11 protein-coding genes and 4 pseudogenes are annotated in these 15,721 nt (G+C 45.5%); 6 read left to right on the top strand and 9 right to left on the bottom strand.

Going from position 1 to position 15,721, the window contains the following annotated elements:
* Positions 1-36: 36 nt before the first annotated feature.
* A complete protein-coding gene (locus tag SC79_RS17800; RefSeq protein ID WP_039076206.1) occupies positions 37-222 on the bottom strand; it encodes an SE1561 family protein in 186 nt (61 codons plus the stop codon).
* A 145-nt stretch (positions 223-367) separates the two neighbouring features.
* On the opposite strand from SC79_RS17800, the gene yfkAB reads away from it, so the two are divergent.
* A complete protein-coding gene (yfkAB, locus tag SC79_RS17795) occupies positions 368-1,489 on the top strand; it encodes a radical SAM/CxCxxxxC motif protein YfkAB (RefSeq protein WP_039076205.1) in 1,122 nt (373 codons plus the stop codon).
* Positions 1,490-2,331: pseudogene (gene mscC / locus SC79_RS17790) on the top strand (mechanosensitive ion channel protein MscC).
* Positions 2,332-2,369: 38 nt separating this feature from the next.
* On the opposite strand, the gene SC79_RS17785 reads toward mscC, so the two are convergent.
* Entirely contained in the window at positions 2,370-3,164 is a 795-nt protein-coding gene (locus tag SC79_RS17785; protein ID WP_082022824.1) for a YfkD famly protein, read from the bottom strand.
* 70 nt (positions 3,165-3,234) lie between these two features.
* Complete coding sequence (cax, locus tag SC79_RS17780; protein ID WP_039076203.1) at positions 3,235-4,293, bottom strand: calcium/proton exchanger; 1,059 nt, start codon at positions 4,291-4,293, stop codon at positions 3,235-3,237.
* Between the two features lie 168 nt (positions 4,294-4,461).
* On the opposite strand from cax, the gene SC79_RS17775 reads away from it, so the two are divergent.
* The gene (locus SC79_RS17775) at positions 4,462-5,637 is read left to right on the top strand and encodes an MFS transporter (RefSeq protein WP_039076202.1); all 1,176 of its coding nucleotides are present in this window, start codon (positions 4,462-4,464) and stop codon (positions 5,635-5,637) included.
* A gap of 258 nt (positions 5,638-5,895) precedes the next feature.
* Here SC79_RS17775 and SC79_RS17770 read toward each other — a convergent pair whose 3' ends face one another.
* The 3 genes from SC79_RS17770 to yfkJ are packed head-to-tail and all read right to left on the bottom strand — an operon-like array spanning position 5,896 to position 7,555.
* Positions 5,896-6,723: a YihY family inner membrane protein gene (locus SC79_RS17770; RefSeq protein WP_039076201.1), complete on the bottom strand. Its 828-nt coding sequence runs from the start codon at positions 6,721-6,723 to the stop codon at positions 5,896-5,898.
* A 23-nt stretch (positions 6,724-6,746) separates the two neighbouring features.
* A complete protein-coding gene (locus SC79_RS17765) occupies positions 6,747-7,067 on the bottom strand; it encodes a hypothetical protein (RefSeq protein ID WP_010330291.1) in 321 nt (106 codons plus the stop codon).
* A 17-nt stretch (positions 7,068-7,084) separates the two neighbouring features.
* Entirely contained in the window at positions 7,085-7,555 is a 471-nt protein-coding gene (yfkJ, locus tag SC79_RS17760) for a protein-tyrosine-phosphatase (protein WP_039076200.1), read from the bottom strand.
* 203 nt (positions 7,556-7,758) lie between these two features.
* Here yfkJ and SC79_RS17755 point away from each other — a divergent pair, with 203 nt between their 5' ends.
* Positions 7,759-7,974, top strand: a complete 216-nt coding sequence (locus SC79_RS17755) for a DUF1128 domain-containing protein (protein WP_039076199.1) — start codon at positions 7,759-7,761, stop codon at positions 7,972-7,974.
* 164 nt (positions 7,975-8,138) lie between these two features.
* Here the strand turns inward: SC79_RS17755 and SC79_RS21700 are convergent.
* Positions 8,139-8,218 (bottom strand): annotated as a pseudogene (locus tag SC79_RS21700) (hypothetical protein); the annotation flags it as partial.
* On the opposite strand from SC79_RS21700, the pseudogene SC79_RS17750 reads away from it, so the two are divergent.
* Positions 8,214-8,533 (top strand): annotated as a pseudogene (locus tag SC79_RS17750) (MFS transporter); the annotation flags it as partial. The pseudogenes SC79_RS21700 and SC79_RS17750 sit on opposite strands and share 5 nt — an antisense overlap.
* Before the next feature lie 40 nt (positions 8,534-8,573).
* Here SC79_RS17750 and yfkM read toward each other — a convergent pair.
* Positions 8,574-9,092, bottom strand: a complete 519-nt coding sequence (yfkM, locus tag SC79_RS17745; RefSeq protein ID WP_010330295.1) for a general stress protein 18 — start codon at positions 9,090-9,092, stop codon at positions 8,574-8,576.
* A gap of 243 nt (positions 9,093-9,335) precedes the next feature.
* Here yfkM and SC79_RS17740 point away from each other — a divergent pair, with 243 nt between their 5' ends.
* Positions 9,336-13,724 carry a multifunctional 2',3'-cyclic-nucleotide 2'-phosphodiesterase/3'-nucleotidase/5'-nucleotidase gene (locus tag SC79_RS17740; RefSeq protein ID WP_082022822.1) on the top strand — a complete coding sequence of 1,463 codons (4,389 nt, stop codon included), beginning with the start codon at positions 9,336-9,338 and terminating at the stop codon, positions 13,722-13,724.
* Between the two features lie 281 nt (positions 13,725-14,005).
* Here the strand turns inward: SC79_RS17740 and SC79_RS17735 are convergent.
* Positions 14,006-15,360 (bottom strand): annotated as a pseudogene (locus SC79_RS17735) (IS1182 family transposase).
* Positions 15,361-15,721 lie beyond the last annotated feature (361 nt).

Below are 15,721 nucleotides of genomic sequence, written 5' to 3'. Positions count from 1 at the left end.
TATGTCAAAATAAAAAACCGCGGCGTACGCGCGGTTCTATTCCCAGTCTTTTTTAAAGCGTTCGTATTTGGCTTCCAGATCATCAAGCATGCTGATGAGCCTATCTATATCTTCAACTTCGGTTGCTTCAGGGTCTAATGAATCAATGACGTTCATAAACATGTCGAGTCTGTTCTTTAAATAATCAAGCTGCTGATCCTTATTGTTTACGGCGTTCCCCATTCTGTTCCTCCATTCATTTTTTATTATGGTAGCTCATTTTTTCCCGTTTTTCAATCGCTCCGCTACTTGCACACTTATCAAATCAGGTCTAAAATTAACTGTTGGCAGCATTAGTATGCCCCATTTACAAAGGAGTTAGATAGTCATGACACAAAACACGAAGCTGCGTCCCATTACACCTGAGTTTGACCCTTGGGAAGCCTATATGGATGTTGAACAGTATGGAGACATGCAGCTGACAAACGTTGAATTCACAACGACGACACTGTGCAATATGAGATGCGAGCATTGCGCCGTAGGCTATACATTGCAGCCTAAAGACCCGAATGCTCTGCCTATAGATCTTCTGTTAAAACGGCTGGAGGAAATTCCGCGCCTGAGATCCATCAGTATTACAGGCGGAGAGCCGATGCTTTCATTAAAATCAGTAAAGGAATATGTCGTTCCATTATTGAAATACGCCCATGAACGGGGCGTGCGGACGCAGATCAATTCCAACCTGACCCTTGATATTGATCGATACGAATGGATTATTCCGTATCTTGATGTCCTGCATATTTCTCATAACTGGGGTACAGTTGAGGATTTTGCTGAGATCGGCTTTGCTATGATGGACAGAAAACCGACCTTCGAACAGCGGGCGCGTTATTTTGAAAAAATGATCGAAAACAGCCGCACGCTCGTGGATGCCGGGGTGATGGTTTCTGCAGAAACGATGCTGAACAAACGCACACTTCCGCATATTGAGCATATTCACCGCCAAATCACAGAAGATATGAAATGTCAGCGTCATGAAGTCCATCCAATGTACCCGAGCGATTTCGCAAGCGCTCTTGACTCTCTCAGCCTGAAAGAGATGAGACAGGCCATTCACCGTTTGCTGGACATTCGTGATGAAAAGACGTGGATGCTGTTCGGGACACTGCCGTTTTATGCCTGCAGTGCGGACGAAGAGGATCAAAAGATGCTTCGCCGGCTTCGCGCGGCGAAAAACGTCACAGTGAGAAACGATCCTGACGGCCGTTCCCGCCTGAATGTGAACATTTTCGACGGAAACATCATCGTGACTGATTTCGGCGACACACCGCCGCTTGGCAACATTCAGACGGACAGCCTCCCTTCCGCCTATGAAAAATGGAGAGAGACAAAGCTTGCAAAAGAGCTGAATTGCCACTGCCCGAATGTCCGATGCCTCGGGCCAAATGTTCTCGTCAAAAATAGTTATTATCAAGATGTGGATTTCACAAAACGTCAAGCCAGGAGTTAGATGCGAATGGAAGAAACACTTACAGAGATTTTCCAGAATAAAATCGTCGATATTCTTCTCGTCGCCGTCATTCTATGGATCAGTGTTTTTATCATCAACCGGCTGGTCCAGCTATTTTTTAAACGGACGGACTTTATTGAAGAAAAAAAGAAAAAACGATTGAAAGCCTTATCCGTTCTGTCACCCAGTACACAGCGACAATCGCTTTTATTTTTTACGTTATTTCTTTATTTGTGCATGATTTCGGCAACATTTTAGCCGGGGCGGGTGTAGCCGGTATTGTCATCGGTTTTGGCGCCCAATCACTGATTAAGGATGTGCTGGCAGGTGTGTTTTTCATTTATGAACGCCAGCTGCACAAAGGCGATTATGTCACCGTCAACAATATGTTTAACGGAACTGTTGAAGAAATCGGCCTTCGCTCGCTGCAAATCCGGGAATGGAGCGGGAAGCTGCTCACCATCAGCAACGGCGAGGTCAGACAAATAGAGAACTATAATATCGATTTTATGCGGATCACCGAATCCTTTCTCATCAGCTTTAAAGAAGACCCAGACCGCGTGTACGGCGTATTAGAAGAGGCATGTGACATGCTGAATGAAGAACTTCGGAACTCATTAAAGCTGGATGAATTCGGCAACCCAACAGAGCCCTTTCAAATACATGGGATTACCGCATTGAATCAAATCAATCGCGGCGTTGAATTTACGGTAAAAGGCATGGTGAAAGATGACGATTATTTCAGCGCCAGCCTTGCAGTCAGACGGGTTCTCGTTCGAAAACTCTATCAAAACAATGTGCAAATGCTTGAGGAAGCGGTCAGAATCGAGAGAACGCAATAAACGAAAAAACTGATTCCGAGTTGGAATCAGTTTTTTGTTTATCTTGGCTGCGAAGCAAGCTGAAAACCAAATGTGAGGTGGTCTTGAACCGGAATCCAAGCGCCGATTCCCTGTGACGTGACATTTTTCACGACTAGTTTTCGTTTATTCCCTTTCAGCACTAAGTACACTTCTCCGTAAGTCACTTTTCCTTTTTCATTCACAGCCGGTGCATACGCATGCAGATAACCCATTTTTTTAGGAGCGACTTTATATATTTGATCCCGCTTTGTGCCCGCTCCGACAACCGTATCAAATGCCAGCGGGAGATTCGTTTTCTTCATCGCTTTTAGCATCATCATGTTTTTGACATCTTCAGCGTTTGGAACCTTAGCTGTCAGGCCGCCCTTCACTTTGTACTGTTGTTCCTGGGCATAATGCATTTCAGCTGTTTCTTTTCCGCCGCGGTTATCCGCACGGTTTGTATTGATTTTTTTATATTCCCAGTTTGCGACTGTTTCGTTTGATTCATAGCCGAGCGCCCATTTCCCGAGAAATATTGTCGCCCGGTAGCCGACCGCGAGCGGTGTGCCGGATACGTTGGATTCATTCAGCATTTTGATGAGGTGCGGGTTTTCAATCTTCACCTCAGAATGATCGAGCAATTCCTTTGCAAGCTTGCTCGGCTGAAGCATCGGCTGATCCTGTGAAGCATTCGGATACGTGTTTTCCTTGGAAATGCTTGCAACTGAGTCAGGAACCTTAAACTGCTTTTTCGCGTGGATGGGCTGAACGCCGAAAAAACTAAAGAATAACAACACGATAAGTGTGGAATGAAATAGCTTTTTCATCATATCACTCTTTCTATGGCATTTTCCCTTAGTCTTTTCATCCCGCTTTATTGTTATCCATCATTTTTTCAGGTTATAGAAGGAAAAAGCCGATCGCCATAATGACATAGGCGGCAAGCAGCGTCGCCCCTTCAAACCAGTTGGAATCGCCGTCATTCGAAATCGCGATCATCAAGAGAACGGACGATACCATCGCCACGAGCTCCGGCAGCGTAAACACAAGCGGCATGCTTACCGGGAAGAAGATGGAACAGATTACAAGAACCGGTGCAACAAACATAGCAATCTGCAGCGTCGAACCGACTGCGATTTCAACCGCAACGTCCATTTTATTTTTATAGGCCATGATGACGGCGGACGCGTGCTCCGCGGCATTACCGACAATCGCCACGATGATGACCCCGATAAACAGCTCGCTCCAGCCGAACTGCTCAGCTACAGAGTGGAACGTGTGAACCAGGTTTTCAGATATGTATGCCACAGCAATCGTAGCCGCAAACAAGACAATTGTGGCCACCTTGCCTGACCACTCCGGCTCTTCCTCTTCCACATGCTGGCCGTCATTGTTCTTCGGCTGATAAACACCGCGGTGCGTGACGAGTTTAAAATACAGAGCCGCCACATATAACAGCATTAATATAATGCTGATGCCGATGCTTAAATTAAGCTTGCCCACGTCGCCCATCCCTACAGAAAATACCTCCGGAATCACAAAAGCGACAATGATGGCAAAAATCAATAGACCGGAGTTATGGCGCGCATCATGAATATTAAACTCCTGCCGCTTATATTTTAAACCGCCGACAAAAAACGATAGCCCGGCCACCAGCAGCAGATTCCCCAGCACTGAACCGGTTAAAGAGGCAAGCACGATGCCGGTCAGGCCCTCCTTCAGTGCAAATAGAGAGATAATTAACTCAACCGCATTCCCAAAGGTGGCGTTCAACAAACCGCCGATCCGCGGGCCTGCGATGATTGATAATGATTCTGTCGCCCTTCCCATATAGCTTGCAAGCGCGATAATCGTTACGCAATACAAGGCAAAGAGAATGACAGAAGGCCAATGCATCAAACTGCCGATTACAGAAAGCGGAACACCCGCCGCCACTAACATAAAAAAAATACGATTCATGGTGAATTGGCTCCTTTTATATGACTTGTTTTATTTGTATTCTTCACAAAAATCATCATGATTACACGAGGTCGCATGTTCACATGTGATATAGGCTTTTTTCAGGTTGCCTGCTATTGGAAAACATTGTACGATCAACATAGATTCCACATAAGGAGAACAGACACGATGTCACGATTTCATTTTTTTATCCTAGTCTTGCTCGTTTCCATTTCCGGGTTTTCACAAGGCATGCTGCTGCCTGTCATCTCGATCATCTTTGAAACAAATGGGGAATCGGCCGCTATTAACGGCCTGCATGCGACGGGACTCTATATCGGTGTGCTTTTGGCTTCGCCCTTTATGGAAGCGCCGCTTAGAAAGCTCGGATTTAAGCCGCTGATTGTCATCGGCGGAAGCATTGTCATTTTAAGCTTGTTTGGATTTATTTGGCTTCAGTCCGTTTGGATCTGGTTCCTGCTTCGCCTGTGTATCGGAATCGGCGACCATATGCTTCACTTTTCTACGCAAACGTGGGTGACTTCGATGTCATCAAAACAAAATCGCGGAAGAAACCTGTCTGTTTACGGACTTTCCTTCGGCCTTGGCTTTGCCGCGGGTCCTTTCATGGTTCCGCTTGTTAAGATGAGCCCGGCGCTGCCTTTTATCGTGTCCGGCTGCTTCAGCCTGTTTGCGTGGCTTTTTGTTTTCTTTCTACAAAATGCATACCCGGAAACCAATCCTTACGAAACCAAATCAGACAATAGCTTCAGGCGGTTTTATCAAGCGTTACTCTTTGGGTGGGTTGCCTTTATGCCCACATTCGGCTACGGCTTTCTTGAGACGGCGCTAAATGGAAGCTTTCCTGTATACGCGCTCCGGCTGGGGATATCTGTGGACGCAGTGGCGCTGATCCTTCCCGCGTTTGCGATTGGAAGCATTATTTTTCAGTTTCCGCTCGGCATCCTCAGCGATAAATACGGGCGGCGAAATGTGCTGCTTGTGATTTTGCTGACAGGGGCGCTTTGCTTTTTGATCGCCGGCGTATTCCCTTCGCCTTACGTGATCGGATGCTGCTTTTTTATAGCGGGAATGGCAGTCGGATCAACCTTTACACTTGGCATCAGCTATATGACAGACCTTCTTCCTCCCCACTTGCTGCCGGCGGGGAACCTGCTTTGCGGCATTACATTCAGCCTTGGCAGCATCCTCGGCCCGATTGCCGGCGGCTGGTATATGCAGACATTTAACAGCGCAAACTTGTTTTATTTTATTACCCTCACGCTAAGCGGAGTCTGGCTTGCTCTTATGCTCGGCAAACCGAAAAGCTGGTCACCAGCCGAAACCTATTCTTCATCTTCTTAAACAAAAAGCCTAAAACGGTTTGCGTTTTAGGCTTTCATCTTTTCAGCTTGAGTCAATGCAAGCGCATGTGAAAGCCTCCTGACATGACATCAGGAGGCTTTTATGCTAATGATAGCCGTTTTGCCCGTTGGCGCTTCCGCTTGTTTTATGGCTCGGTTTGCTTTTCGAATTTTGTTTGTTATGGCTTCCGCCTTTTTTCTTACTCATCACGATTGCCCCCTGACATCAATTTGAACCGAAGTTCATTTATAGGATGCGCTAATAATAGGGATTTTCATCAGGAAGCTTTTTACGTTTATGTAAAAGAGCGTTGATTTCTCCCCCGAGGATAATTAAAATGCCGCTCAAGTAAAACCAAATCATCAGGACGATGATTCCCCCGATGCTGCCATATGTGGCGCTAAAGTTCGCAAATGTGCTGACGTAAAATGAAAACAGGGTGCTGACAACAATCCAGCCAATAGCCGCAAACAAAGCGCCCGGCATGACAAACCGGAGGGACAGTTTTTTGTTCGGCGCGATGAAATACAGGGCGGAAAAAACGATCAGCAGCACAAGCGGGCTGACACCCCAGCGCACGGCAGACCAAACGGATAAAAACAGATCCGACGCACCGACGAAGTCTGAAGCGAGCATCCCGATCTGCCGGCCGAATACCGGCAGAAGCAAGGCCACTAAAATCGTAAATACCATGGCAATCGTCAAAAAAATTGAGGTTAGACGAACGATGATAAAAGAGCGGTTTTCATCCACTTCATACGCGTGGTTTAGCGATCGGACAATGGCGTTCATTCCATTAGACGCTGACCACAAAGCCGCGATAATCCCGAATGACAGCAAACCGCCATTTCGATTATTTAAGGTTTGTTGGGTAATGGATTCAACGAGGGACATCGCGCTGGCGGGCGCGTATTGTTTGACAACTCCCAGAACATCATCGGTAGAAATGGGAAGATACGCGGTGAGCGTCAGCATAAAAATCAAAAACGGAAACAATGACAAGAGAAAAAAATACGCCAGTTCCGCTGATTTGCTGGGCCCCTCATGAAGGGTGTATCTGCTGAAAAGCTCTTTTAAAAAATTCACGTCGCCTCACCTCGCATGTTTGATCATTTTTTTGAAAAATGCTCTTTCGTTTCTTGTACAAGCTCCATCACTTGCGGCGTTGTTTTCTTCAGCTCTTTCACCTGCTGATTGACAAACCCGACTTCATTGGACAAGGATTGGGCCAGCTTCTTGGCTTCATCCATTTTTGTGATGACCGTGTTTTTCAACAGCTCCGGATTGCTTTTGTACAGTGAAAGTTTATGCTTGCATGTCAGCCATCTCATGCCGCATGCCTGTCTTGTCGGCTTATGGAGCAGCGATAACGCCGCGCCTGCCGCAGCTCCGAGAAAAATACCTTTCAGCATCAAACGTTCGTTGTTCATGCAAATTCTCCTTTCACTTACAGTTGTTTTTCTTTTTGAATGGCTGCAAGCAGCTGCTCACAGCCCGATTTGATTAATTGACAGACCTCTTCAAAGTTCCCTGTGTAGTAAGGATCGGGAACATCCGCCAGATCTGAATCTTCAACATAGTCCAAGAGCCTTTTGATATGCGGCGTGTTCTTAAAACCCGCCATGCTTCTGAGACTCCCGATATTTTCTGCATCCATCGCAATCACGTAATCAAAATCGTCCAGATCCTGTTCGCTGACTTGCCTCGCCAGCATGCCCTCAAAGCTGATTCCTTCTCTCTGCAAGATCTCCTGTGTTCCTGCATGCGGCGGATTGCCGATGTGCCAGCCGCCGATACCGGCTGAGTCCGTCTTGATTTTCCCCTCTAATCCTTTTTTGGCTGCCAAGTCCCGAAACATCGCTTCTGCCATCGGAGACCGGCAAATGTTTCCTAAACAAACAAATAACACGCTTATCATGTTGTACAACCTCCCTATTCTTTGCCCATATTTCTCTAAAAAAAAACCTTCATGACTATCTTAGTAGGATGTTCATTTTCTTTTCAACTGATGTCTCCACTTTTTTGAAAACAAGAGCTTGCTCTTAGAATAGGGTTTTTTTCTGATTGAATTCTGTTAGAATAAAACATACCGAATATCGAGCTAAGAAAGGATGGAGCCATTTGCCCAGCCCAAATACAGAAACATTAATTCAAATGATTGAAGAAATTTCCCAAAAACTGAACATGCTGAACGTCGGCGTGATCAAAGCGGAGGATTTTAGCGATGAGAAGATCGAAGACCTCACGTACCTCCACAGCATGGTGATGAAAAAAGAATCATTCAGCCCTAGTGAAATGCAAGCGATTGCTCAAGAACTAGCCTCGCTTCGAAAGTAATGGAGACTGGCCGGAAACCCGGCGAGTCTTTTTTATCATTTTTTTCTTAAAATAGGCCATGAAAACAGCAAAATGTTCGAATCAGATGTGAAGGAGTAGAAGCATGAAAACGACATCTATCAAAACAGCCTTCGGAATGTATATCAACTATTTCTTTCTAGGAATAACACGCCGGAAACGCCTAGGTCAGCAGCTTGCCGAATCCAATAGCGGCAATGACATAACTGATGCCGGTCGGATCGGTTCATGTGCCAATTGTGCTGGATATCACCGCTTTTTTCTTAGGCTTTTCAACCACGGGTGTTTTTCAAATCTCCATTACATTAATGACAGACTTTTCTGGAAGCGCAAAGGTGCCGTTACCGGAATTGTAGCGACGGCTTCAAGCATCGCGTCGATTGTGCTGCAGATTGCCACCGGGCTTATCGCAAAAGCGGGAGGCATCGCCCATATCTTTATGTTCGACTTCTGCATTGCGGTCCTCGGAACAGCCGCAGCCGCCTTCTTGTATTATAGATACAGGAAACTGACGGGTGCTCAGGCCGATGTCAAACTGTAATCAACAAAAAACGGACGCCCCGCGGGCGTCCGTCGTTTTCTTATTTCTCAAGCAATGCCAACGATTCACGATTAAACGCCGGAATATCATCCGGTGTGCGGCTTGTGACCAATTGATCTTGGCAAACAACCACTTCCTTGTCCACAACGTCGGCACCCGCGTTTTCCATATCAACACGAATGGACGTATAGCCTGTCGCTTTACGGCCATCGAGCGCTTTCGCGTTGATTAAAAGCTGCGGGCCGTGGCAAATGGCGAATACCGGCTTTTTGTCAGTCATAAACGCTTTCGTAAACTGAACGAAACGGTCATCGGCGCGAAGCTGATCTGGTGAAAATCCTCCGGGAATCAACAGCGCGTCAAAATCTGAAGGGTTTACGTCGTCAATGGACGCGTCAACCGTCACTTCCGCGTTCCCCTGCTTGCCTTTTACGGTTTTGCCTTTTTCATTTTCGATGACAGTCAGTTCATGTCCCGCATCTTTAAAGGCTTTCGCAGGCTCAGTGTATTCGCTGTCCTCAAAATAATCTGTCAAAACAACTGCAATTTTTTTCCCCATTTTTCATAACCTCCCGTTTAATCTGTCTACATAAAACACTCTTCCCCAGCCACACTAAAATAAACATTTTCGCAGGCCAGAGAAACGATAAGCATAAATGCCCTTCATTTGCCGTTTGACGATATGACATAATACTCATTTTTCTCCCTTTTACAATAATCATAAAGAAATACCTACAAATAGTTACAAAATATTCTTACAATAGGAGCTGTAACACAAATTTCGTTGAAAGGTGGAGAACTGGTGAGAATACAGAAAAGACGAACGTACGTCGGCAACATTCTCCGTATTCTTTTGCCCCCTATTATGATACTTAGCCTAATCCTCCCAACACCACCCATTCATGCAGAAGAAAGCGCGGCCCCTCAAGTGCATCTGAGTATTTTGGCCACGACTGATATTCATGCCAACATGATGGATTACGATTACTACAGCGACAGTGAAACGACGGATTTCGGGCTGGCAAGAACGGCACAGCTGATCCAAAAGCACCGCCAGCAAAACCCCAATACCCTGCTTGTGGATAACGGAGACTTGATTCAAGGGAATCCGCTTGGAGAATACGCGGTGAAGTATGAAAAAGACGACATTATCTCCGGCGCGAAAACCCATCCGATTATCAGTGTCATGAATGCGCTGGATTATGATGCCGGCACGCTGGGCAATCATGAATTCAACTACGGGCTCGACTTTCTCGACGGCACGATCAAAGGAGCCGATTTCCCGATTGTAAATGCAAACGTCAAAACAACAAGCGGGAAAAACCGTTATACGCCGTATGTCATTACAGATAAAACCGTCACTGACGAAAACGGCCATGAGCAGAAAGTAAAGGTGGGCTACATAGGCTTCGTTCCGCCGCAAATTATGACATGGGACAAAAAGCATCTCGAAGGTCAGGTGCAAGTGCAGGATATCGTAGAATCCGCCAATGAAACGATCCCGAAAATGAAGGCGGAAGGCGCAGATGTCATTATCGCCCTCGCCCACAGCGGCATTGAAAAGCAAGCCCAATCGCCAGGCGCGGAAAATGCCGTATTTGACCTAGCCACAAAAACAAAAGGCATTGACGCGATCATCTCTGGCCATCAGCACGGACTCTTCCCATCCGCCGAGTATGCGGGTGCTGCCCAATTCGATGTTGAAAAAGGCACGATCAACGGCATTCCAGTCGTCATGCCAAGCAGCTGGGGCAAATACTTGGGCATGATTGACCTTAAACTCGTAAAGACGGACGGCTCATGGAAGGTGGCAGATTCCAAGGCCAGTATTGAATCTATCGCAGGCAACGTCACATCCCGAAGTGAAACCGTTACAAACACCATCAAACAAACGCATCAAAACACACTGGAGTATGTCAGAGAACCAGTCGGCAAAACAGAAGCCGATATTAACAGTTTCTTCGCGCAGGTGAAAGATGACCCTTCCATTCAGATTGTGACCGACGCGCAAAAATGGTACGCCGAAAAAGAAATGAAGGGTACCGAATACAAGGACCTCCCGATTTTGTCCGCTGGAGCGCCGTTTAAAGCGGGCGGCAGAAACGGAGCCAATTACTATACGAATATTCCGGCCGGAGATCTCGCCATTAAAAACATCGGTGACTTGTATCTTTACGATAATACCGTTCAGATCGTCAAACTGACTGGAAGCGAGATCAAGGACTGGCTTGAGATGTCAGCAGGCCAATTCAATCAAATTAACCCGTCAAAAGGCGGCGATCAAGCCTTGCTGAATGACAATTTCCGATCCTATAATTTTGACGTGATTGACGGTGTCACATATCAGGTCGATGTGACAAAACCGGCGAAATACGATGAGAACGGAAAAGTCATCAACGCGAATTCTTCCCGGATCATCAACCTTTCCTATGAAGGCAAGCCCATCAGCACGAATCAGGAATTTCTCGTCGTCACCAATAATTATCGTGCGTCCGGAGGCGGCGGTTTCCCTCACCTGACAAGCGATAAGATTGTCCACGGCTCCGCGGTTGAAAACAGGCAGGTGCTGATGGATTACATTCTTGAACAGAAATCAGTCAATCCAAAAGCGGACAACAACTGGTCAATCGCACCTGTTTCCGGCACGAACTTGACGTTTGAGTCCTCCCTTTTGGCCAAGCCATTTGCAGATAAAGCAGACGACGTCGCATATGTAAGTGAGGCTGCGAATGAGGGCTATGGTGTATACAAGCTGCAATTCGACGATGATTCAAATCCTGAGCCACCTAAGGACGGACTGTGGGATCTGACTGTCATGCACACAAATGATACGCATGCCCATCTCGATGACGCGGCGAGACGAATGACGAAAATCAACGAAGTACGAAACGAAACAGACCACAATATCCTCCTTGATGCGGGAGATGTGTTTTCCGGCGACCTGTATTTCACAAAATGGAACGGTTTAGCCGATTTGAAATTGATGAACATGATGGGCTATGACGCCATGACCTTTGGAAACCATGAATTTGATAAAGGTCCGGCAGTGCTTTCTGATTTTCTCAGCGGAAACAGCGCAACAGTCGATCCAGCCAACCGTTATCACTTTGAAGCGCCTGAATTTCCAGTCGTCAGCGCAAACGTCGATGTGTCAAATGAACCTAAGCTGACTTCATATGTCAAAAAGCCGCAAACCTTTACAGCAGGTGAAAAGAAAGAGCCCGGCATCCACCCTTACATTCTGTTAGATGTTGACGGTGAGAAAGTCGCCGTATTCGGTCTGACAACGGAAGATACAGCCACCACCTCAAGCCCGGGCAAAAGCATCGTATTTCATGATGCGTTTGAAACAGCGCAAAACACAGTGAAAACGATTCAGGAAGATGAAAAAGTAAATAAAATCATCGCTTTGACCCATCTCGGGCATAACCGCGATCTTGAGCTGGCCAAGAAAGTAAAAGGCATTGACTTGATTATCGGCGGGCATACGCACACCCTCGTAGACAAAATGGAGGTTGTGAACAACGAAGAGCCGACGATCGTGGCGCAGGCAAAAGAATACGGCCAATACTTGGGACGTGTCGATGTCGTGTTTGATGAAAACGGTGTAGTGCAAACAGACAAATCAAATCTGAGCGTGCTGCCAATTGATGAACATACGGAAGAAAACGCAGAAGCAAAAAAAGAGCTTGATCAGTTCAAACCTGAATTAGAGAAGTTCAAAAATAAAAAAGTCGGCAATACAGCTGTACCGCTTGACGGCGAGCGTGAGCATGTGCGCACGAAGGAAACGAACCTCGGAAACTTCATTGCGGACGGCATGCTCGCAAAAGCGAAAGAAGCAGCAGGCGCCAGAATAGCGATCACAAATGGCGGCGGCATCAGAGCCGGCATTGACAAAGGCGATATTACACTCGGCGAGGTCCTGAACGTCATGCCGTTCGGCAACACGCTTTATGTGGCCGACTTAACCGGAAAACAAATTAAAGAAGCCCTTGAACAAGGCTTAAGCAATGTGGAAAACGGAGGCGGCGCCTTCCCTCAGGTGGCCGGAATCCAATATACGTTTACATTAAACAAGGAACCCGGACACCGAATTCTTGACGTCAAACTCGAATTACCTAACGGAGACACGGTTCATCTCGATTCCGATAAGACCTATCGCGTGGCAACGAATAACTTTGTCGGCGCCGGAGGAGACGGATACTCTGTCTTTACGGAAGCGTCCCATGGTGAAGACCTTGGTTATGTAGATTATGAGATTTTCACCGAACAGCTGAAAAAACTAGGAAACAAGGTCTCTCCTAACATCGAAGGGCGAATCAAAGAAGTATTCCTGCCGACAAAGCAGAAGGATGGCAGCTGGACACTTGATGAAGACAAATTCGCGATTTATGCCCAAAATACCAACACGCCGTTTGTCTACTATGAAACATCTGAAGGATCTCAAGAGAGCCCTATCAATCTTAAAATAAATAAAGATCAGGTCAAACTGTTGAAAGAAAGAAAATCAGACCCTTCATTAACAGTGTTCAACTACTGGTACAGCATGAAGCTGCCAATGGCGAACCTCAAAACCGCAGACACAGCAATCGGCATCAAATCAACGGGAGAGTTGGATGTTTCGCTTGCGGATGTGTATGACTTTACAGTGAAGCAAAAAGGAAAAAAAGTGAAATCATTCAAGGAGCCTGTACAGCTTTCGCTTCGCATGTTTGATATTGAAGAAGCCCATAACCCTGCCATTTATCATGTCGACAGGAAAAAGAAAGCTTTCACTAAGACAGAAAAGGGTTCAGTTGACGATGATATCGTGACAGGATATACAACCCATTTTAGTGAATACACGATCTTAAATTCCGGTGCGAACAATAAACCGCCGGCATTCCCGTCCGATCAGCCGACAGGCGGTGATGACGGCAGCAATGGCGGAGGCTCCGACAAACCAGGCGGAAAACAGCCGCCTGACGGGAGCGGAGGAAAAGATACACCTCCCGGCACTGAACCAACTAACGGATCGGGAGGAAACGGATCAGACGGATCAGGAACGGACGGCCCGGCTGGCGGCTTGCTTCCCGACACAGCCACATCCATGTACTCAATCCTCTTGGCTGGATTGCTGATCAGCGCGCTCGGAACGGCATTGTACTTACACCAGAGGAGAAAACAGAATAAAGCGAATCAGGCATAAAAAAAGAGCTGCTCGGTATGAGAGTGATCCTCTTTTTTGACATGGAACAAACAACTATTGTGTTATAAAAATATATGTATTTTCTTTACAGTGCGCGTTTATGACGGAAGTAGTTTGATGGCGCTTTTAAGAAGAAACTTTTTAGACTATAGTTTGAGAATAAAACAATTCGATGGAGGCATTATCAACTTGCATCCTCTTGCGAGACATACTCATGGTAATGCCTTTCATTTTATACCAAGGTGGGGTTTGCTGTTTTCTTATAGTATTTTCTCCGTTTTTTAGGCCGGACATGGTCCTGGCCATGTCCAGTTTGCCAATTTCTTAAGATTCATGGCAGCGAACGTAAGCATCGCCTGCATTGAAACTTTTTTAAGACCTCTTAAGGTCGTCCAACGCATGCCATGCTTTTCTTTTGCGTCCGCAAAGACTCGTTCAATCGTTTCTTTGCGTTTCGCATATAGAGTTTTATTTCGTTCTGTATGTCTCAAATGATCAACTTCCTCTATGTAATTCTGCCATACATGACGATGAATCATTTTAGTATGATTTCTGCTTTGTGTACAACGTTCTAATAGAGGACAATCTTTACAACCAAAGGGTTTGAAGCGTACTGTTTGTATCCGTCCCTTGTCGTTGTGCGGTACGGAAGAACTTGCCCTTTGGGACAAAGATAGGCGTCAAAATATTCATCGTATACGTATTCATATTTTCTGAGATATCCGTCTTTCGTTCTCGGGCGTGTGTAAGGCATAACGGGCCTGATGTCTTGATCCATGAGGAATTTAGCGATGTATGGTGTTTTATATCCTGCATCAACGGCGACAGAACTGGGCTTACCGACTTTATCTATGACTTGAGTGACGAGTTTATCCAACATCCGACTATCGTGAACATTCCCACCCGTGACGAGAGAACCTAAGATAAAGCCCCGAGAATCACTTGCCGTATGAAAAGAATACGCAAACAGCTTTTCACGCTCATCTTTTACATAATAACCACTTTCAGGATCTGTCGTACTTACCTTTATTTCTTTTAATTCTTCTTTATTCTGTGGGGGAAAAGGCTTTTTTCCGTGGTCCTCACGGTCGATATTGATCTCTTCGTCTAACTGAGCCTTATACGTTCTGGTTTCTACTCGGGCTATTTTCTTTTCAAATTTCTTCTTATTCGCATTCGCTTTTACATGGGTAGAATCAATGAACGCAACGGATGGATCCACTAACCCCTTAGTCATCGCTTCTTTCAAGATGCGGTAGAAGATTTGTTCAAAAAGATCTGTATCATGGAAGCGCCTAACGTAGTTTTTACCGAAGGTTGAAAAATGAGGAATCTTTTCTGTGAATCCATACCCAATAAACCATCGATAAGCCACGTTGGTTTCAATTTCCTTGATGGTCTGACGCATGGAACGCAAACCAAAGAGATACTGAATGAAGACCATTTTTATGAGGACAACCGGATCGATACTCGGTCGACCATTATCTAAACAATATTTATCTTCTACTAAATCGTAGATGAATGTAAAATCAATTGCTTGTTCAATCTTCCTTACCAGATGATCATCAGGAACAAGTTGATCTAGCGCAACCATTTCAATTTGATTTCTTCCATCTTCAACATGTTTTGATAACATTTTAATCCCCCGTGAAAAATTGATGTCCTTACTATTATACAAAAAAAGCTTGTAGATTTGGTCTAATTCTTAGACTTTGTCTACAAGCTGAAGCTATTAATAACTTCATTTAAAATAGGAAGTTTTCAATATTCAAACATACTCTAAGTAATTCTTCAGCTCGTTATATGGAAAAAATGAGAGCATTCGGTATAAATTATTGTTAAATACATTAATAACAAATAATAGAAGGATAGACTCACGAGCAAGCCCAGTCTAAGGAAGAGTGTTCAAAGTTTGCGGGATAAGTTGAAACGAAAATCTTTTGACGGGGAAAGTAATCACATTAAAAGAGGTTTATCATTTAGCAGAGTATTACTAG

Origin of the sequence: Bacillus sp. MSP13, from assembly GCF_000815295.1 — a bacterium.
In the GTDB taxonomy this organism is placed as follows: Bacteria; Bacillota; Bacilli; order Bacillales; family Bacillaceae; genus Bacillus; species Bacillus vallismortis.
This window is presented reverse-complemented; position numbering and strand designations above follow the sequence as displayed.